We start from the raw sequence: 18,699 nt of genomic DNA on the forward strand, positions 1-18,699 counted from the left end.
ACCACGGCGCGCCACCCACCCCGGGCGGCGCGCCGTGGGCGCACCTGCGCACCTTCGAACACCCCCCGACCATCCGAAAGGTCCCTCCAGTGAGATCCCACGAACCGAGAGCAACGTGGCGCTCGGCCGCCACGGTGACCGCCCTCCTGACGAGCTGCGCGCTCGTCCTCCCGGCCTCGGCAGCCGGTGCCGCCGCGCCTCCTGCGCGGGCCACCGTGGCTGACGGCTGGCCCCAGCCGTCCGTTCAGCAGCTCGTCGAGAACGACTTCACGCTGTACTTCGCCAACGCCGGCTCGACCGTGACCGACACGGTCGCCGCGGGCGACCACCTGGGTCTCTACCAGAGCCGCACCGACCAGAAGCTGGGACCGGACGTCGCGACAGGCCGATCGTGGGGCTACGTCGTGAGCTCCACCTCGAACCCCGTCGCCAACGACAGCACGGGCAACGTCAGGAGCGCGTCGCTGCGCTACGACGCCGAGCCCACCGGCGCCCACCTGCCCAGCCGTGAGGTCGCGTACGACTTCGACGTCCCCGACGGCACCTACGAGCTCACGTTCGGCTTCCAGATCCCGTCCGGATGGGGAGGACGCAAGGTCGTGACCCGCGCCGAGGGGACGGCGCTCGAGACGTTCGACACGGGCACCTCCGCGCTCGAGAAGAGCTACACCGTGCACGTCACCGACGGCACGCTCAACACCTCGGTCGCGAGCCCCGCCGACCGGAACGGCGCCTGGGCCGACCCGGCGGTCAGCTACCTGCTGGTCCGCGCACTGCCGTCCTGGACGGTCGAGACGCTCGGGGCGAAGATCGCCGCGTCCACCCTCTCCCCCGAGGAGGCCCACGGCTTCGCGTCGGAGACCGTCGTCGCACTCGACGCGGCACTCGACGCCGCGCAGGCCCTGGTCGACGCAGCGAGCCAGGACGAGGCCGCGATCCGGGCGGCGTTCGAGGCGATCGAGGCCGCGCACGACGCCCTGCGCCCGGTCGAGACCTACGACTCGTTCCGTCCGGGCGAACCCTGGACGGACGACCAGGGGCGCGTCATCCAGGCGCACGGCGGACAGGTCGTCCCGGCCACCGACGACGCGGGCGAGCGCATCTACTACTGGTACGGGGAGGACCGCAGCAACGGGTACGGCTCGAGCCCGGGCGTGCACGTCTACTCGTCGTACGACCTCTACAACTGGACCGACAGGGGCCTCGCGCTCCGGGCCATGTCCTCGGCCGACCAGTTCGAGTCCGACCCCTACTTCGCCGAGCTCTACGCCGACTACACCGCCGAGGAGCGCGCCGCGGTGTATCGCGACCTCGGCACGGTCCAGACCGATCCCGCGGTCAACGCCGCGATCCTGGAACGCCCCAAGGTGATCTACAACGAGTCGACCGGACAGTGGGTCCTGTGGGTGCACGCCGACGGACCGTCCGAGACGTCGAACGCCCAGTACGCCAAGGCCAACGCGGGCGTCGCGGTCTCCGACTCGCCCACCGGCCCCTTCCGGTACATCGACTCCTACCGGCTGCACGTCGCTCCCGAGGGCGAGCCGAACCACATGCCGTCGAGCCCCGGCATGGCGCGCGACATGAATCTCTTCGTCGACGACGACGGCACGGGCTACATCATCTACTCGTCCGAGGAGAACTACTCGCTGTTCATCTCACGCCTCGACGAGACGTACACGCAGCTCGCGACGCCGCCGGCGGAGGCCGTCAAGGGTGTCGACTTCACGCGCCCGTACATCGGCGCGCACCGCGAGGCCCCCGCTCTCTTCAAGCAGGGCGGCACGTACTACCTGATCACCTCGGGTGCGACCGGGTGGGACCCGAACCCTGCCCAGTACGCCACCGCGACCGACATCCTCGGGGAGTGGACGGACCACGGCAACCCGGTCTCGGGCAGCGGCGCGTCGACGACGTTCGGCTCGCAGAGCACCTCGGTCATCCCGGTCGACCCCGAGAACGGGAAGTTCGTCTACATGGGCGACCGCTGGACGCCCAGCGACCTGAAGAACGCCCCCTACGTGTGGCTGCCGATCACGTTCGGCGAGAACGGCACCCTCTCGCTCACGAACCCGGGCACCTGGACGCTGGACGACCTGGTTCCCTCGGGCAGCTGGAGCGTCCGGGCCGACCTCCCGGGCCACGTGTGGCTGGGCGACACGACCACGCTCCCCTCGACCGTCGAGGTCACGCAGGCCGGGACGACGACGGCGGTCGCCGTCACCTGGGACGCCGCCTCGATCTCTCGTCCGGGTCAGGTCGCTCTCCGGGGCACCCTGGCGGACGGGAGGACCTTCTCGCGTGACGTCCTGGCCGTGCCGCACGACCTGCGGTACGTGGTCAACGCTGGCGGGGAGACGACCTCCGACTGGACCGCGATCCGGGCGGTCGCCGAGGCCGAGCACGGCCTCCCGCTCCTCGGGTCGGTCCCCGAGCAGCAGCTCGCCGCAGACCCGTCGACCGGGGTCCGGTGGGGGCTCAGCAGCTCGCCCGCAGACAGCGCTCTGCGCTCGGGCGGCGACATCTACCAGAGCCTGCGGTACGGCAAGAACCACCAGGACCTGGTGTACGTGTTCGAGGGCCTCGAGCCCGGCACGGCAACCGTCCGTGCGGGCTTCTACGATCCGTGGCCGCACGCGAACCGGGCCGCCCGGGTCAGCCTGAACGGCACGGTCGTCGAGCAGGAGCGGCTGTTCACGGCGGACCCCGCAGCGGGGCAGTACACGGTCGAGGTCGGCGCGGACGGCCGTGCCGAGCTGCGCATCACCCCGACCCGCTCTCCTGACATCCAGGTCAGCTGGGTCATGGTCTCGCAGGAACCGGTCGCCCCCGAGGTCGACCTGGGGGTCGAGGCGAGCGTGCGCGCCCAGTGCACCGGACGCACCGCGACCCTGTCCGTCCGAGCCCTCAACACCAGCGACGTCCCCCTCGACATCGTCCTCACCACCCCGCTCGGCACCAAGACCTTCCACGACGTAGCCCCCGGAAAGTCCGCCAGCCAGACCTTCTCCGCCCGCACCCAGACCCTGACCGCAGGCACCACCACCATCACCGCCACCCGCACCGACGGCACCACCCACACCCAGCAGATCGACCACCCCACCACCACCTGCTGACCCACCCCACCCACCGACCACGGCGCGCCACCCACCCCGGGCGGCGCGCCGTCGTCGTCCCCAGGCGGGGTCCGCCCCGCACCCAGCGACCTGGGCGAGTTGCCCGCGGTGCCCGATTCACCCCATCCAGGCCGCGACGCGGAGCCGGTCGCGGGTAATACTGAGGCGTGACCGAGGCCCAGGCGATCTTCGAGCTGGTCGAGGCAGGGCTCGGCTCCCCGACCGCCGACGAGTCCTTCGACCGCTTCGCCCGGCTCGCCATGCGCCAGCTCGGCGTCCCGACCGCCGCGGTGTCGCTCGTCCTCGCCGACGAGCAGGTCTACCCCGGCGCCCACGGCCTCCCGGAGGACATCCAGGCGAGCCGGCGGATGCCCCTGACCCACTCGTTCTGCCAGCACGTGACGAACGACCGCGAGCCGCTCGTCGTCCCCGACACCCGCAAGGACAGCCGGGTCTGGGACAACCCCGCGATCCCCGACTTCGGTGTCCTGGCCTACGCGGGCTTCCCCATCCTCGACCAGCGCGGACGCGTCGTCGGGACGCTGTGCGCCATGGACGACGAACCGCACGACTGGACCGAGTCGGACCTCGCGACGCTCGCCGACCTCACGGCCGCGTGCACGTCCGAGCTCAGGCTGCGCATCGCGCACGAGCGTGCGACGCGGATGCAGAACCTCGCCATCCAGGCGACGCGCCGCAACCGCCTGCTCCTCATGCTCAGCGAGGCGTTCGCCGACGCGACGTCGGTCCAGGACGTCGGGGAGACGCTCGCCTACGTCGCGTCGTCGGCGATCGGTGCCCGGTACGCGGGGCTCGCGGTCGTCGACCCGTCGCGCAAGAGCCTGACGTACACGAGCATGGACCACCTCGAGCCCGGGCTCGTCCCCTCCTACCGCTACGCGCGCATCGACGACCAGGACCGGATCGTGTCGTTCGTGGCGCGCACCCAGGAGGCGCTCTTCTTCCGCGACCAGGCCGAGGTCCTCGCGGCCTTCCCGTCGGTCTCGGACGCGATCGACGACACGGTCGGCTCCCGAGCGCTCCTGCCCGTGGTCTCGGGCACCTCGCTGCTCGCGGTCGTCTTCCTCGCGTGGGAGCAGGGCAAGGTCGCCGACGACGAGTCGTTGTCCCGCGCCGGGCTCGCGGGCTTCGTCGCGCACGCGCTCGAACGCGTCCGGCTGCTCGAGGAACGGCGCGACGCGGCGACCACGCTCCAGGCCGCGATGCTCACCGAGCTGCCCGACATCCCGCACCTCGAGCTGGCCTCGACCTACTCGCCCGCGACGCTCACGGACCAGGTCGGCGGGGACTGGTACGACGCCGTGGTGCACGACGAGGACGCCTCGGTCCTCATGATCGGCGACGTGACCGGTCACGACATGCGGGCAGCGGCCGAGATGGGCCAGCTCCGCTCGATGCTGCGCACGTTCGCCTGGAGCCACGACGAGTCCCCGTCCGCGCTGCTGCGCCTCCTCGACCGCGCCAACTCCGGGCTCGCGCTGCACGCGAGCGGGACCGCGGTCGTGGCCCGGCTCGACCGCCGCGGGGACTTCTTCGACCTGTCCTGGTCGAACGCCGGGCACCCACCGCCCCTGGTCCTCCGGTCAGACGGGAGCGTCGAGATGCTCGACGCCAGGCCGGACATGATGCTCGGCTTCGTGCCGAACGCTCCTCGCAGCGACCACCTGACCCACCTGGGGCCCGGCGACACCCTGCTGCTCTACACCGACGGTCTCATCGAGCGTCACGGCGTCGCCCAGAGCACGCGGCTCGCGGGCCTCGCCCAGGCGCTCGTCTCGCTGCGGCACGGGTCGACGCTCGCCCTGCCCAACGCCCTGGTCCAGCGTCTGGTCGGCAGCGACCAGCGCGACGACATCGCGGTCCTGGCGGTGCGGGTCCGCGCCGCGGTGGACTCGCACCCCACGCCCGCGTGCCCCACCCGGGTCTCCCGGAGCGTCGAGCACACGACCGCGGCGATCTCGCCCACCCGCCGCTGGGTCGACGACATCCTCGAGAGCTGCGGCATCAGCCGCGACCAGCGCCGGACCATCATGCTGCTCGCGAGCGAGACGCTCACCAACGCGGTCCAGCACGCGGTGGGCCCGCTCGAGGCGATCGTCGAGGTCAGCAACGCGCTCGTCCGGGTCGGGGTCCGGGACGGGTCGCCCGACGAGCCGACGCTCCACGACCCCGCACCGCACGAGACGGGCGGCCGGGGCGTCCAGTTCCTCGACCGGTTCGCGGACCGCTGGTTCGTCGAGCACCGTGCGGCGGACGGACCGGGCAAGACCGTCTGGTTCGAGCTCGCGCGCGACGACGCCCTCACCCCTGAACGTGTCGGCGGGTCGCGCTAACGTGGAACACGGCGCGCACAGCCGCGTGCCACGAGAGGACACCATGACCGAACGCACAGCGACCGTCGCGGACGAGGACCTCGGGGAGCTGCTCGACCAGTACCGGTCGCAGCTCACTGGCTACTGCTACCGACTGCTCGGCTCGTCCTTCGAGGCCGACGACGCGGTCCAGGACACCATGGTCCGCGCCTGGCGCTCCTACGACCGTTTCGAGGGGCGTTCCGCGCTGCGCTCCTGGCTCTACCGGATCGCGACCAACGTCTGCTTCGACCACCTCGCCCAGCGCAGGCGCCGCGAGCGGCCCATGGGGCTCGGCGCCGCGCAGTCGGCCGAGGAGCGGAACCTGGGCGGACAGCTCTCGGAGGAGACGTGGGTCGAGCCCATGCCGGACGACCGGGTGCTGCCGCGCGACGGCGACCCGGCGGACGTCGCGGTGGGGCGCGAGTCCATCCGGCTCGCGTTCGTCGCGGCCCTGCAGTACCTGCCGCCCAAGCAGCGCGCGGTCCTCATCCTCCGTGAGGTCCTGCGCTGGCAGGCGTCCGAGGTGGCCGAGCTCCTGGAGACGTCGGTCCCGTCGGTCAACAGCGCTCTCCAGCGTGCACGGGCGACGCTCTCCGCGCAGGCCCACTACGGCTCGGGGCCCGGGGCCGACGGCGCCAACCTTCCGTCCGTCTCCGTCGACGACGAGAAGAACGAGCTCCTCGAGAAGTACCTCGACGCGTTCGAGCGCTACGACATGCCCGCGCTCGTGGCGCTGCTCCACGACGAGGCCACGTTGTCCATGCCGCCCTACGCGCTGTGGATGCAGGGACCCGTCGAGATCGAGAGGTGGATGGTCGGTCCCGGTGCGGAGTGCCGCGGCTCGCGCATGGTGCCCGTACAGGTCAACGGGACGTTCGGGTTCGGACAGTACCGGGTGTCACCGGGGGGCGGGTACGACGCGTGGGCGCTGCAGGTGATCGACACCGTGGACGGCAAGGTCACGGGCATCAACGCGTTCCTCGACGTCGAGGCGTGGTACCCGCTGTTCGGGCTGCCGCTCCACCTCGACGCGTAGCCCGCACGGACCGCGGGAGGGCCGGCCGGCGGCCGCCCCTCCCGCACCTGTCGAGCACCCGTCGTCAGTCGAACGTCTCGAGGAGGAGCCGGCGCTCCGCGTCGGTCAGGTTCGTGGCGATGAGCTCGCCGTGCAGACCGTGGAACCGCTCACCGACGCGGTCCAGGTTGCCGTCCTCGGTCACGGCGAACAGCGCCGAGGTGCCCTCGGTGACCTGCGCACGGATGCGATCGAGCTGATCCTTGTTGAGCCCCACGGCCTCCATGGACTTGTGGATCGCGCCGAGCGCGGCGCCCGCAGCGACCCCGATCACCGGCACGAAGAAGAGCGCCCCGAACAGGAGCCCCCAGAACGCGCCCCAGCCCGTGCCGCGCCACTCGTCCTCGTGCGTGTGTCGCGTGGTGGGCTTCTTGGCGCCCTCGGGCCAGGTCACGATCGCGCGGTCCACGATCTTGATCAGGCCCTCGGAGGCCGCGTCCCGCAGGACACCGGACGCCACCTCGGCGCCTCCGGGGGTGTCGAACGACCAGACGGTGAAGGTTGCCATGATCTTCTCCTCTCAGGCGAGCAGCTTGGCCTTGGCGGCGGCGAACTCGGCGTCGTCGAGGACGCCGGCCGCCTTGAGCTGGCCGAGCTTCTCGAGCTGGGCCAGGAGGTCGTTCTCGCCGCCCGCGGGCGCCGGAGCGGCCGGGGCCTGCTGAGCGGCTTGCGCCTGCGCGGCCTGCGCCGCGTACATCTGCTGCTGCTCGGCCTGCTGCTGCGCCTGGTACTGCTGGGCCTCGGCCTGCTGCTCGGCCTTGCCCTGCTGGTGCCGCTGGACGGCACCCGCTGTGGCTGAGGCCGTCCCGGCGATGACCGCGGTGCGTGCCATCGTCCCCAGGAGTCCAGGGCGTCCTACGCGTCGTAGTGGCATGGTGCTCTCCGTTCGTCGTGCGGTCCGTGAAGGTGCTGTGCTGAGAGGTGCGGTGCGACGTGGCTCGCGTCGGCTCAGACGAGCTCCGCGAGCTCGACGATCTCGTTGACGACCTCGGCCGGGATCCGCTCCTGGGCGATCACCGCGGCGCCCGCGCCGCGCACCGCACCGACGAACTCGCGGGCCCAGGTGTGCTCGACGATCAGCACGAGTGCCGACGTCCCGGGCTCGAGGTTCGCGGCGACGTCGTCGATGTCCTCCTGCCCGGCGAGACCGGAGCTGCCGAGCTGGGTCTCGGTGATGTCGAGCTCGTCTCCGAGATCCTCGACCTCGACGACGTCGATCTCCCCGCCCACGCCCTTGCGGACGACCGTGAGGTCGAGGAGCGTCACGACGTCGGACCCCAAGAGGTCCGCGATCGCGATCTTGACCGCGTCGGGGACGCGCTCCTCGGGGAAGGCGATCGCGACGAACTCGACCGGACCGAAGGTGGTTGAGGGCATGTGGCGCTCCTTGCTGGTGGGTGAGGTCAGGGCAGGTGGGACGCCGAGGCGGACGCGCGCTCGGCCTCGTCGCCGTGGACGACGAGCGCCCACAGCACGAACAGCCCGAGGATGATCGTGACGATCGACCACCACGGGCTGGCGGGCAGGGCGACGAACTGGGTCAGGACGTTGAGCACGACCAGCACGATCGCGACGAGGCGCGCCCACCCTCGGCCGGAGAGCACCGAGAAGCCCACGATCACGAGCAGGATCCCGACCACGAGGTGGACCCATCCCCAGGTCGACACGTCGAGGACGACGATCCCCTGCTCTCCCAGCCCGACGAGCTTCTCCGGGGAGAACGCCGCGACCAGTCCGCTGATCGCGTTGAACAGCCCGAGCACCAGCAGGACGATGCCTGCGAACCACACCCAACCGACCCATGCCGTGACCTGCGAGGACCGTGCCATGTCGTCTCCTTTGCGCGCGAGTGCTGGTGGCGCCGCGCGACGACGACGTCGGACGGGAGCCCCCAGGGGAAGTCCTGCCCCCTGATCGTGGCACCGACGGCCGTTCACGGCATCCGCTGCGCAAAGGGCCTCGCCGCACCACTATGGGTCCATGGAACTGGGATTCACGGGTGGGATCGCCCTGGTCGTTCTGCTCGGTGTCGTCGGCCAGGTCGCGGCCAAGGCGCTCAAGGTGCCGTCGATCCTCCTGCTGCTCGCGCTGGGGCTGATCGCCGGGCCCGTGACGGGTCTGGTCGACCCGGACGCGCTGCTGGGCAAGGACCTGTTCCCCCTGGTCTCGATGGCCGTGGGCATCCTGCTGTTCGAGGAGTCGCTCAAGCTCGACATGGCCCGGCTCAAGGGCGGGGCGCGGCGCCCGGTCGCGCTCCTGGTGACGGTCGGCGCGGTCCTGACCGGCATCGGCGCCACGGCCATCTGCTGGTGGGTCCTCGACCTGCCGCTGTCGCGGGCCGCCGTGATCGGGGCGATCCTCATCGTGTCGGGCCCGACCGTCGTCGGGCCGTTGCTCGCGATCATCCGTCCCAAGCAGCCGCTCGAGTCGGTGCTCGCGTTCGAAGGGATCTTCATCGACCCGATCGGCGCGACGGTCGCGCTCGCCATGGCGAACGTCGCGCTCCACGCCGCACCCGAGCACCTGGGGGCGACGGCTTTCTCCGGGATCCTCACGGGAGCCGTCGCCGCGGCCGTCTACGTCATGGCCGTGCGCTGGGGCAGGGTGCCCGCCGCGGCCGAGGTCTCGCTCGCGTTCGCCACGGCGCTGGCCACGTACGCGATCGCCGAGGCGTTCCACGAGGAGGCCGGGCTGTTCGCGACGACCACGCTCGGTATCGCCCTGGCCAACCAGCGGTGGGCCCGGATCGAGCCCCTGCACGAGTTCGGCAGCCACGTCGGCCTCCTTCTCATCGGCACGCTCTTCATCCTGCTCACGGCCCGGGTGGACCTCGACGCGCTCGCCACGTACGCGCTCTCGACGCTCGCGATCGTGGCGCTGCTCGTCCTGGTGCTGCGCCCGCTCGTCGCGTCGATCGCGACCACGGGAAGCGTCCTATCGAGCCGAGAACGCGTCATGGTCGGCTGGATGGCGCCGCGCGGGATCGTCGCCGCCTCGACCGCGTCCGTCTTCGCGCTGCGGTTCGAGCAGGACGGTCAGCCGTTCGAGCAGCTCGTGCCGGTCGTGTTCGGCGTCATCCTCCTGACCGCGGTGATCTACGGGCTCACGGGGCCGTGGGTCGCCGCGCGCCTGGGTGTTCGGTCCGAGGGGCCCGAGCACCTGGACGACGACGGGGTACCGATCGCCCAGGTCCAGGCCCGCGGGTGACCTGACCGGGCGGGGTACGCACGGCCTCCGCTCGCGCACCTTCCTGCCCGACGGCGTGGGCTCGCGTCGCGCGACCCTGCGTTCGCTACGTTCGGCCCATGACGAGCGACGCGACCACCCCGGCGGCACCCACCGGTCCGCCCTCCCCGCCGCCCTCGGCCACCGCCCCGCGCGACTTCGTCGCGCTCGCCCCCGACGACCCGCGCAAGCCCCCTCGCTGGCTCCCCCGGGCCCTGCTCATGATCGTGGTCACGGTCTTCGTCGGCATCTTCGTCTGGTACGCGCTCGGCACCCTCAAGAGCCTGGGCGTCAACATCCTCATCGCGTTCTTCATCGCGCTCGCGCTCGAGCCGATCGTGGTCTGGCTGGTGCGCCACGGGTGGAAGCGCGGCGGAGCCGCGGCCACCGCGCTGCTGGGCGGCCTGGTCGTCGTGACCGGCATCTTCGCGCTCTTCGGCAACCTGTTCGTCCAGCAGCTCGTCCAGCTCGTCCAGTCGATCCCGGCGCTCTACACGGACATCCAGGAGTTCGTCCAGGAGCGGTTCGACATCGACATGCCCAGCTCGGACGACCTGCTCAAGCAAGGGTTCAACGAGTTCGGCGAGGACGTCGCGTCCGGTGCGCTCGTGGTCGGGACGACGATCGTCGGAGGCATCTTCGCATTCCTCACGATCATGCTCGTCACGTACTACCTCCTGGCCGCAGGGCCCAAGTTCCGCGCCGCGATCTGCCGGTGGCTGACGCCGAACCGGCAGCAGGAGGTCCTGCGGCTCTGGGAGATCACGCAGGTCAAGGTCTCCGACTTCATCAATTCGCGCATCGTCCTCGCTGCGCTGTCGAGCGTCTTCACGTTCGTCTTCCTGCTGATCCTCGGCACCGACTACGCCCTGCCGCTCTCGGTGTTCGTGGGCGTCGTGTCCCAGTTCGTCCCGACGATCGGGACGTACATCGGCGGCGCGCTGCCCGTGATCGTCGCACTGACCTCGCAGGGTCTGCCTCAGGCCGTGGCCGTCCTGATCTTCATCGTGGCCTACCAGCAGCTCGAGAACCTCTACTTCTCGCCCAAGGTCTCGGCCCGCGCCCTCGAGATGAACCCCGCGGTGTCGTTCGTCGTCGTCCTGGCGTTCGGGGCCGTGTTCGGCGCCCTGGGCGCGTTCCTCTCGCTGCCGATCGCCGCGACCATCCAGGCCGTCGCCAACACCTACCTCCAGCGCCACGAGCTCGTCGACTCGCACATGCTGCACGACCCGGGTCACGGGAAGGACAAGCCGACCGACGACGAAGGAGAGGGCGACAGCGGAGTCGCGCGACGCCGTCGGGCCAACAAGAAAGCCGCACGCGACGCCGCGCGCACGGTCGACGAGCGCCACGCCGACGGCATCGAGTAGCACCGCACAGGATGGGCCGCTCCCCCCGAGGGGAGCGGCCCGTCCTGCTGTCAGGCTAGGAGTTCGCCCGGCGCCTGCGGACCGTCACGAGCGTCCCGCCGAGGAGGACCAGGAGCAGCGCCCCCGTGAGGATCCCGGCGACGTCGGCTCCGGTGGCCGGCAGGCTCGACGGCGGCGTCGCGGAGACGGGCGGGGTCTTGTGCGTCGTCGTGCACGTGACGCACCCGCCACCTGGGCCCGGCGTCGCGACGTTGGTCACCGTCACGCCGTGAGCGCTCGACGAGAGCTTGACCTGGTAGGAGATCGCGACCGTCGCTCCCGCGGTCGCGAGGTCCGGCACCGCCCAGGTGAGCGTCGTCCCGGAGAGGGTGGTCCCCGGCGGCGGCGAGACCAGGGTCCCGTACGCCAGGACCTTCGACAGGTCGTCCCTGACCACGGCCCCGCTCACCAGCGCGTCGGTCGTGCTCGTCACGGTCAGCGTGTAGGTGATGACGCTGCCCGCCTCGACGGTCGAGCCCGTCACCGGGTCGCTCGTCTTGGCGAGCGTCCACGCGGGCGTGACGTGCGACGTCGTGCGGCACTCGACCTCGGGGTCCACGGCCGCGAGCGCCGTAGGTGAGGCCGCCACGGCGGCTGCCGTGACGTCGGCCGCGAGGGCGGTGGCGTCCGTGACGAGGGCCGACGCCGACGGCGCCACCTCCGGCTCGGGCTCCGGCTCGGGCTCGGGCTCGACGCACGGCTCGGCCCCGGGGGCCGTGACGACGTTGGTGAGCGTGACACCGTATGCGCCGTCGGCGACCTTGACCTGGTAGGTGATCGTCTCGGTGTCTTCCAGGTCCCCGATGGTCCAGGTCAACGTCGTGCCGGCGAGCGACGCCGCCCCGGACGACGCGTCGATGCTTCCCTCGACGAAGGTCGCGTTGTTCAGCACCTGCGAGAGGTCGTCCGTGACGACGACCTGCGGGTCGATGCCCTCGCCCACCTTGGTCGCGGTCACCGTGTAGGTGATGACGTCGCCCGGCAGGACGGTCGCGCCGCTGCCCGGGTCGCTCGACTTCACGACCGTGAACGGTGCCGGGACGTCGTCGTTGACGATCGTGCAGACGATCGTCTGCCCGACGCCGACCTGGACCGTCCCGTCCGTCACGGTCACGGGCGTGGCGGCTCCGCCGTCGATGCCGGGGATCTCGCACGTCCAGTCCGACGCCTCGTATCCGGCCGGGCCGCCCGTCTCGGAGAGCGCATAGTCACCGACCTCGACGTCCGCGCCCGTGACCGCGGAGTCACCGCTCACGCCGCTGAGCGGCGTCGGTCCGTCGGCCTCGAGCGTCCAGTCGGTGGGTTCCGCCGAGCCCCCGTCGTCGTTGACGACCTCCTTGACGAGGGTCAGTGACGGCTGCTGGGCAGTGTTGAGGATCGTGCAGGTGACGTCGTCGCCCAGTGCGACGCTCACCGTCGACCCCTCGAACGTCCCCCCCGTGCAGGTCCACGCGCCGGCCGTGTATCCCGCCGGGCCCTCCTCCGAGAGCTCGTAGTCGCCGATCGCGACGGGGACAGAGGTCACCGCGTCCGACCCCGACGCACCCGAGATGCCCGTCGTCGGTCCAGCCGCGGTCAGCGTCCAGTCGGACGGCTCGTACGTCCCGCCGGTCGTCCCGTTGTCGACCTCCTTGACGAGGGTCAGCGTGGGCTGCTGGGCCGTGTTCGTGATGGTGCACGTCACGTCGGCGTCGAGCGCGACGGTCACGGTGTCGCCCTCGAGCTCCCCGCCCGTGCACGACCACGTGCTCGCGGCGTACCCGGCGGTCTCCGTCTCGGAGAGCACGTAGTTCCCGGCGAAGACCTCGACCGCGGACACGCCGCCCTCGCTCGTCGGGTCACCGTTGCCGGAGACCGTCGGCTGATCCGTGATGTCGTCCGGTGTCGCGGTGAGCGTCCAGTCGGCGGGGACCGCGGTAGATCCCGTGGACCCGTTGTCGACCTCCTTCACCAGGGTCAGACGCCCCGGGACGTCGGCGTTCACGAACGTGCAGGACGCGGTGTCGAGCGCAAGGAGCGAGAAGGTCAGCCCGAGGGACGCCCCGGACGTGGACAAGCACTGGGCACTCTCCTGCTCGTACCCCGTCAGCGTGCTCGACTCGCTGACCGTGTACGTCACGCCCGGGCGGACCGTGATCGGTGTGGCGACATCGGCCCCCTCGACCGCCTGAGCGGGCACCACGACACCGTCCGGAACACCGCCGACCGGGGTCACGTTGAGCTTCCAGTCACTGGGCACCGCGGAACCGCCGAACCGGTTCTCGACGATCTTCCGGACGTCGATCGTCGCCGCCTGGTTCACGGCTGTGCAGCGGATCCACCGGCCCAGCGGCACCGTGACGCCGCCGTTCAGACCGTCGGAGAAGCCGGGGATGACCGAGCCGTCAGCGTCGAGCTCGACGCACAGCCAGGTCCCTGTGGAGCCGGGGATGATGACCGCGTTGGGCCCTCTGACCTGGGCGTAGTTGGGGTCACCGCCCGACTCCGCCAGGGGGTATACCACGCCGGGGGTCACGAGCGCGGTCGCCCCGGGTGAGCCTGTGACGCCGTTCGGTCCGGCGAGCGCGCTGCCGGGGGCGACCGCGTCGAGGGTCCACGCGGTCGGCGACGCCGGACCACCCTGGACCGTCTTGGCGAGCGTCAGCGTGCTCTCGCACGTCACGGTGTTCGTGACCATGGCCGAGTTGGCGCCGGCGACGAGCGTGACCGACGACGGCAAGGCTTGGTCGACCGTCGTGCCGTTCACGTTCGTGACCCGCTGGCTGTCGAACGTGCAGCCCTGGAGACCGTTCGTCGTCGTCTCCGCGACCGCGATCGACTGGCCCTGCTGCAGACCGGTCCGCGGCACTCCCCAGGCCTGCGGAGTTCCTGCGACCTGGGCCACGGCGGTCAGCGCACCAGGCTGCTGCCCGTCCGCGTAGGACGTGCCGTTGACGACCCAGGTCTTGTTGACGACCAGCGACGCCACGGGGCTCGGCGCCCTGTTGTAGATCGTGCAGGTCACGGCCGCGGTGGCCGTCACAGGCACGTCGAACCCGTTCGCCCCGTCGTTGGTCACGGTGACGGGGTCGCCCGTGAGGATGTTGGTGCAGACCGCGTTGGCGCCGTCGACCTGCTGGAGCGTGAAGCCCGGCTGCTGCGTCTCCAGCACGCCGACCGTCCCGCTCGTCGTCCCACCCGCGAACGTCAGCCCGAAGTTCGCCGCGCCAGTACCGACAGCGGTGGTCGCGGTGGCCGGAGCATCGACCGTGACCCCGCCGGTCTGCGACTCCGCAGTGAGCTCCCAGCCGCCCGAGGGCTCGGCCCCCGCGATCGATCCGACGGGTGCCGTGGACGGGACCACCTGCTTGATGACCGAGACCGACCCCTCGCAGTTCCCGAGCGCGAGCGCGCGCAGCTGGTTGCCGGCCTCTTCGTAGTCCGGAGTCTGGAAGTAGTCCGTGCCGCTCGCGGTGCCCGAGATCGCGCGAAGGTTCAGACCGCTCCCCGCACTGCCGATCCCCGCGCCGACGCCGAACGCGACCATGTGCGTGCCCTGATCCTTGACCGCGTTGGCGCTGAACACGCCGTTCTCGACCTCGCGCAGTCGGGTGAAGTTCCCGGGGCCCTCCTGGTTGCCGTAGAAGGTCGGGTTGCCGTCGGTGATGACGACCGCGACGTCGTAGTCGGTCGAGTCGGTCGCGACCTGGTAGATGCCGCGGTCCCAGTTGGTGCCACCGACCGCGGTGTACGAGTCGATGCGGTCCTTGATCAGCTGAGCGCTCGCCGCGGTCGAGACCGGCGTCAGAGCGAGGTTCGGGTTGTTCGCTGCCGGCGCCAGCGAGCTGAACGTGAAGAGCCCGACGTTCGACGGGGTCCCGGTCAGGGAGGTGACGAACTGGTTCGCGGCCGCCTTGAGCTCCGGCAGGTCGCCCGCGACCGAGCCCGACAGGTCGAGCACGAGCGCCACGTCGATCCCGCACTGCGCGGGGAAGGTCGGGTTCACCCGTGAGGTCTGCCAGATACCACCGGACGCCACGTTGTTCGTGTTGCCGGTACCGAGCATGAACGAGCCCTCGGAGGTGTAGGTCGTGCCGTTGCGGAGCTGTGTCCCGGTGCGGAACTGGTACGCCGTGATCGTCGACCCGCTGCTGCCTGTCCCGAGGGTCGGATTCGTGTACCAGGCCGCCGGGACCCCGGTCTGGACGACCCAGAACCGGCGGTCGCGGTTCGCTCCCCCGACCTGGGTGTTCGGCACGACGAACGAGCAGTCGCCGTCGGCGTCCGACACGCACGTGGCCCACGCGTCGGCGACCGGTGCCGTGGGAGCAGCGCCCGTCCCGTCGTAGAGCTGGAGCGTGACTCCCGCGAGCGGCCCAACACCCACGAGGCTTGTGCGGTCGCCGCCCACCTTGACCGTGATGACCGCGTTGTTCCCCGTGGCCGGCGGGACCAGGAAGGGCGTCACGCCGGGACCCTCGACCTCGGCCTCGTCGTCCGCCGCGGCCGGCATGGGCGGGCCCTGCACCTCGGCTTCCTCCGGCGTGCCCGCCCCGGTGTCGCCCGAGGACTCGCCCGTGGTCCCGTCCTGACCGGGGTCGGCCGGGGCCTCGGTCCCACCGTCGGGCGACGGAGTCTCGGTCGCGACCGGGTCGGCGCCCTCAGGGGCTGCACCGAGGTCGGCCACCGGGTCCGTCGGCGACTCCGTCCATGTCGGGGCGGGATCCGCTGCCGTGGCCGCGCTGCTCGGCTCCGGCACTGGCGCCGGTTCCGCGACCGCCGGAGCGACGGCACCGATCACGAGCAAGGACGTGACGGCCACCGAGGCCGTGATCCCTGACAACGCGTGTCGCGTCCTGGAAGTGGTCGAGCTCGTGGTCAGTGCACGTCGCATTGCCGTCCCCTTGTGGCAGAGAGCCTTGCCGGAAAGCCAAGATGTCTCGCTGAGGGCCACGACGTCTGTGGCGTGGCCCTCTTCAGAGTGACATCGGGCGACGCGTCCGGCGACCTCTGGTCGCACGTTCACCCGGGCGATTCCGGCGTTGTACCGTGCCGGGATGACCCACGCACCTGCCGTGACAGTCCGTCCCGCGACACGTGAGGACCTGCCCGCGATCACGGAGATCGCGGCGCACTACGTCCTGCACACGGTCACGACGTTCAACACCGAGCCGCTCCCGCTCACCGGCTGGGAGGAACGGTGGGAGTCGCTGCGCGCGGCACGCCGCCCGTTCCTGGTCGTCGCTGCCGCGAGCGGCCCCGGCCTGCCCGACGACGTCGCCGGGTTCGCGTACGTGGGTGCCTGGCGCGAGCGGCCCGCCTACGCGGCCACAGGTGAGGACACGATCTACCTCGCCCCGGGCGCCGAGGGGCAAGGCCTGGGCCGGTCGCTGCTCACCACGCTGCTCGACGAGGCCCAGCGGGCCGGGATCCGCGAGATCGTCGCCGTCGTGAGCGACGCCGACTCCCCCGCGTCGGTGATCCTTCACGAGAAGCTCGGCTTCCGCCACGTCGGACGGCTCGAACGGGTCGGGTTCAAGCACGGCCGGTGGCTCGACACCGTGCTGCTCCAGCGCTCGCTCGGCTGAACCTCCGGGGGCGCCTGCCTGCGCGAGGCGAGCGACGCCGTCGGGCCTGGGCTCGCGCCCGCCGACCCCCGCACCGCCCAGCCCCGCCGGCACGCACGCCCGTGGCACGCCCCGCACGCGCGCCCGTGGCACGATGGACAGATGATCCGACCCCTGCTCGTCGGAGTACACCCGGGCCAGCACCCGGACATCGTCCAGCGCGCCGCCGGCTTCGCCCACGCCCTGGGGACGACGCTCGTGTGCGTGTGGGTCGACGTCGGGCCCGTTCCCGACGACGGGGCCGGTGAGCGGCGGCTGACGACCGAGCTCGACCGCGCGCTGCGCGGGACCGGCGTCGGTTGGAGCCTCGTGGTCGCGGGCGACGGCGACGTGGCCCGCCAGCTCGACGAGGCCGCCGTGGGGCACGACGCCGCGATCATCGTGGTCGGCGCGCATCGCGCGGGGGCCGACGGGTGGCGCAACGAGGCGCTCGGCGGCTCGGTCGCCGGTCGGCTCTCGCACCTGCAGCACCGGCCCGTGGTCGTGCTGCCCGTGCTCCCACCGCCCAGCCAGGACGGACCGGACAGCAGCGAGGACTGACCGCCCCGGCTGCACACCGCGCCGGACGCGCGGATCACCCGGAGCAGCACGCGTGCTGCTGCGCTCCGGCGCGTCCCCCTGGCTAGGCTCCGGGCATGGTCTCCCCGTCTCCGGCGTCCCCCGCCTCCCTCCCGACCGTGGGGCGCCGCCGCTGGCCCCGGGTCCTCGGCTGGGTCGGGGCCTCGCTCGGGCTCCTCGCGGTCGGGACGTTCGTCGCGTTCCAGGTCAGCCCCTGGCCCTCGGCCCTCCTCATCCGGTACGCGTTCGACAAGGGCGGCCACGAGACCGACAAGAAGCTCGCGGCGTACGTCCCGTCGGGAGTCGTGAGCACCACCGACGTCGCCTACCGCGCCGACGACCCCGACGCGCTGCTCGACGTGCACCGCCCCGAGAACGCCGCCGGGCCGCTGCCCACGGTCGTGTGGACGCACGGCGGCGGGTGGGTCTCGGGCAGCAAGGAGCAGGTCGCGAGCTACGCGAAGATCGTCGCGAGCCACGGGTACACGGTCGTCGCGATCGACTACTCGATCGCGCCCGGCGCGACCTACCCCACACCCCTGTTCGAGCTCAACGACGCGCTCGCGTACGTGACCGAGCACGCCGACGAGCTGGGTGTGGACCCTGAGCGGATCGTCCTCGCGGGCGACTCGGCCGGGTCCCAGATCAGCGCGCAGGTCGCGGCCGCGGTCACGAGCCCCGCCTACGCGCAGGACCTGGGCCTCGACCCCGCGATCGGGCCCGACCAGCTCGCTGCCGTTGTGCTGCACTGCGGGGCGTACGACATGTCGCTCGTCGACACCTCGACGGGAGGCGCGAGCGCCTGGTTCCTCGAGACGGTCCTGTGGGCGTACGCAGGCACCAAGGACTTCGCCGACGATCCTCGCTTCGCCGCCGCGTCGGTCGCGCAGCACGTGACCGCGGACTTCCCGCCCGCGTTCCTCACGGGCGGGAACGCCGACCCGCTCACGCCCCAGGGCAAGGCCATGGCGGCCCGGCTCGCGGACGTGGGCGTCGAGGTCGACACGATCTTCCAGCCCGACGGCGAGGAGCCCGGCCTGGGCCACGAGTACCAGTTCGACCTCTCGACCGAGGCCGGGCAGGTCGCGCTCGACCGGAGCCTGGAGTTCCTGGCGAAGCACACGTCGGGCTGAGCCTGGCCCCTTTCTCGTCGAGTGCATGATTGCGCTGCGACACGCCCGGCGTGTCGCAGCGCAATCATGCACTCGACGACCACGGAAGCGCCCAGCCTCCCGGGACGTCCGCCCCTGCCGCCCGGGACGCCTCCCGCCCCACGCTCGTCGTGTCAACCACCCACGGCCGCCGCCCGCCGGGCCGGCCCTCCGACACGCAGGG

13 protein-coding genes are annotated in these 18,699 nt (G+C 71.6%); 8 read left to right on the plus strand and 5 right to left on the minus strand.

The features are described 5' to 3' along the window. Window positions 1–89: 89 nt before the first annotated feature. From ACFWGN_RS01860 to ACFWGN_RS01870, 3 genes are all read left to right on the plus strand, one after another. Window positions 90–3,116, plus strand: a complete 3,027-nt coding sequence (locus ACFWGN_RS01860; protein WP_377615418.1) for a family 43 glycosylhydrolase — start codon at window positions 90–92, stop codon at window positions 3,114–3,116. A gap of 167 nt (window positions 3,117–3,283) precedes the next feature. Next, on the plus strand, window positions 3,284–5,470 hold the full coding sequence (locus tag ACFWGN_RS01865; protein ID WP_377615419.1) for a SpoIIE family protein phosphatase: 2,187 nt from the start codon (window positions 3,284–3,286) through the stop codon (window positions 5,468–5,470). 43 nt (window positions 5,471–5,513) lie between these two features. Next, window positions 5,514–6,527: a sigma-70 family RNA polymerase sigma factor gene (locus ACFWGN_RS01870; protein ID WP_377615420.1), complete on the plus strand. Its 1,014-nt coding sequence runs from the start codon at window positions 5,514–5,516 to the stop codon at window positions 6,525–6,527. Window positions 6,528–6,591: 64 nt separating this feature from the next. Here ACFWGN_RS01870 and ACFWGN_RS01875 read toward each other — a convergent pair whose 3' ends face one another. From ACFWGN_RS01875 to ACFWGN_RS01890, 4 genes are all read right to left on the minus strand, one after another. Beyond that, a complete protein-coding gene (locus ACFWGN_RS01875; protein WP_377615421.1) occupies window positions 6,592–7,074 on the minus strand; it encodes a DUF1269 domain-containing protein in 483 nt (160 codons plus the stop codon). Between the two features lie 12 nt (window positions 7,075–7,086). Continuing rightward, window positions 7,087–7,440 (minus strand): SHOCT domain-containing protein, encoded by a 354-nt coding sequence (locus ACFWGN_RS01880; RefSeq protein ID WP_377615422.1) that lies wholly within the window; start codon window positions 7,438–7,440, stop codon window positions 7,087–7,089. A 74-nt stretch (window positions 7,441–7,514) separates the two neighbouring features. Further along, window positions 7,515–7,943 (minus strand): DUF6325 family protein, encoded by a 429-nt coding sequence (locus ACFWGN_RS01885; RefSeq protein ID WP_354511073.1) that lies wholly within the window; start codon window positions 7,941–7,943, stop codon window positions 7,515–7,517. Window positions 7,944–7,969: 26 nt separating this feature from the next. After that, entirely contained in the window at window positions 7,970–8,395 is a 426-nt protein-coding gene (locus ACFWGN_RS01890) for a hypothetical protein (protein ID WP_191805810.1), read from the minus strand. Window positions 8,396–8,546: 151 nt separating this feature from the next. On the opposite strand from ACFWGN_RS01890, the gene ACFWGN_RS01895 reads away from it, so the two are divergent. Together ACFWGN_RS01895 and ACFWGN_RS01900 are read left to right on the plus strand one after the other, a co-directional pair. Continuing rightward, the gene (locus ACFWGN_RS01895) at window positions 8,547–9,773 is read left to right on the plus strand and encodes a cation:proton antiporter (protein ID WP_377615423.1); all 1,227 of its coding nucleotides are present in this window, start codon (window positions 8,547–8,549) and stop codon (window positions 9,771–9,773) included. Between the two features lie 98 nt (window positions 9,774–9,871). After that, window positions 9,872–11,161 (plus strand): AI-2E family transporter, encoded by a 1,290-nt coding sequence (locus tag ACFWGN_RS01900; RefSeq protein WP_377615424.1) that lies wholly within the window; start codon window positions 9,872–9,874, stop codon window positions 11,159–11,161. Between the two features lie 55 nt (window positions 11,162–11,216). Here ACFWGN_RS01900 and ACFWGN_RS01905 read toward each other — a convergent pair whose 3' ends face one another. Beyond that, window positions 11,217–16,073: a VWA domain-containing protein gene (locus ACFWGN_RS01905; protein ID WP_377615425.1), complete on the minus strand. Its 4,857-nt coding sequence runs from the start codon at window positions 16,071–16,073 to the stop codon at window positions 11,217–11,219. Window positions 16,074–16,236: 163 nt separating this feature from the next. Between ACFWGN_RS01905 and ACFWGN_RS01910 the strand changes: the two genes are divergently transcribed. The 3 genes from ACFWGN_RS01910 to ACFWGN_RS01920 all read left to right on the plus strand — a co-directional run bounded on the left by ACFWGN_RS01910 (window position 16,237) and on the right by ACFWGN_RS01920 (window position 18,497). Further along, window positions 16,237–16,767, plus strand: a complete 531-nt coding sequence (locus ACFWGN_RS01910; RefSeq protein ID WP_377615427.1) for a GNAT family N-acetyltransferase — start codon at window positions 16,237–16,239, stop codon at window positions 16,765–16,767. Between the two features lie 141 nt (window positions 16,768–16,908). After that, window positions 16,909–17,346 (plus strand): universal stress protein, encoded by a 438-nt coding sequence (locus ACFWGN_RS01915; protein WP_377615428.1) that lies wholly within the window; start codon window positions 16,909–16,911, stop codon window positions 17,344–17,346. 95 nt (window positions 17,347–17,441) lie between these two features. After that, window positions 17,442–18,497, plus strand: a complete 1,056-nt coding sequence (locus tag ACFWGN_RS01920; protein ID WP_377615429.1) for an alpha/beta hydrolase — start codon at window positions 17,442–17,444, stop codon at window positions 18,495–18,497. The last annotated feature ends 202 nt before the right edge of the window (window positions 18,498–18,699 follow it).

Origin of the sequence: Oerskovia sp. NPDC060338 (assembly GCF_042726295.1) — a bacterium.
Lineage (GTDB): Bacteria > Actinomycetota > Actinomycetes > Actinomycetales > Cellulomonadaceae > Oerskovia > Oerskovia merdavium.

Excerpts from the sequence above, each read along its gene's own strand:
- ACFWGN_RS01890 (WP_191805810.1), bottom strand. The coding sequence starts at position 8,395 with ATGGCACGGTCCTCGCAGGTCACGGCATGGGTCGGTTGGGTGTGGTTC.
- ACFWGN_RS01870 (WP_377615420.1), top strand. The coding sequence starts at position 5,514 with ATGACCGAACGCACAGCGACCGTCGCGGACGAGGACCTCGGGGAGCTG.
- ACFWGN_RS01900 (WP_377615424.1), top strand. The coding sequence starts at position 9,872 with ATGACGAGCGACGCGACCACCCCGGCGGCACCCACCGGTCCGCCCTCC.
- ACFWGN_RS01915 (WP_377615428.1), top strand. The coding sequence starts at position 16,909 with ATGATCCGACCCCTGCTCGTCGGAGTACACCCGGGCCAGCACCCGGAC.
- ACFWGN_RS01875 (WP_377615421.1), bottom strand. The coding sequence starts at position 7,074 with ATGGCAACCTTCACCGTCTGGTCGTTCGACACCCCCGGAGGCGCCGAG.
- ACFWGN_RS01910 (WP_377615427.1), top strand. The coding sequence starts at position 16,237 with ATGACCCACGCACCTGCCGTGACAGTCCGTCCCGCGACACGTGAGGAC.
- ACFWGN_RS01880 (WP_377615422.1), bottom strand. The coding sequence starts at position 7,440 with ATGCCACTACGACGCGTAGGACGCCCTGGACTCCTGGGGACGATGGCA.
- ACFWGN_RS01905 (WP_377615425.1), bottom strand. The coding sequence starts at position 16,073 with ATGCGACGTGCACTGACCACGAGCTCGACCACTTCCAGGACGCGACAC.
- ACFWGN_RS01920 (WP_377615429.1), top strand. The coding sequence starts at position 17,442 with ATGGTCTCCCCGTCTCCGGCGTCCCCCGCCTCCCTCCCGACCGTGGGG.
- ACFWGN_RS01885 (WP_354511073.1), bottom strand. The coding sequence starts at position 7,943 with ATGCCCTCAACCACCTTCGGTCCGGTCGAGTTCGTCGCGATCGCCTTC.
- ACFWGN_RS01895 (WP_377615423.1), top strand. The coding sequence starts at position 8,547 with ATGGAACTGGGATTCACGGGTGGGATCGCCCTGGTCGTTCTGCTCGGT.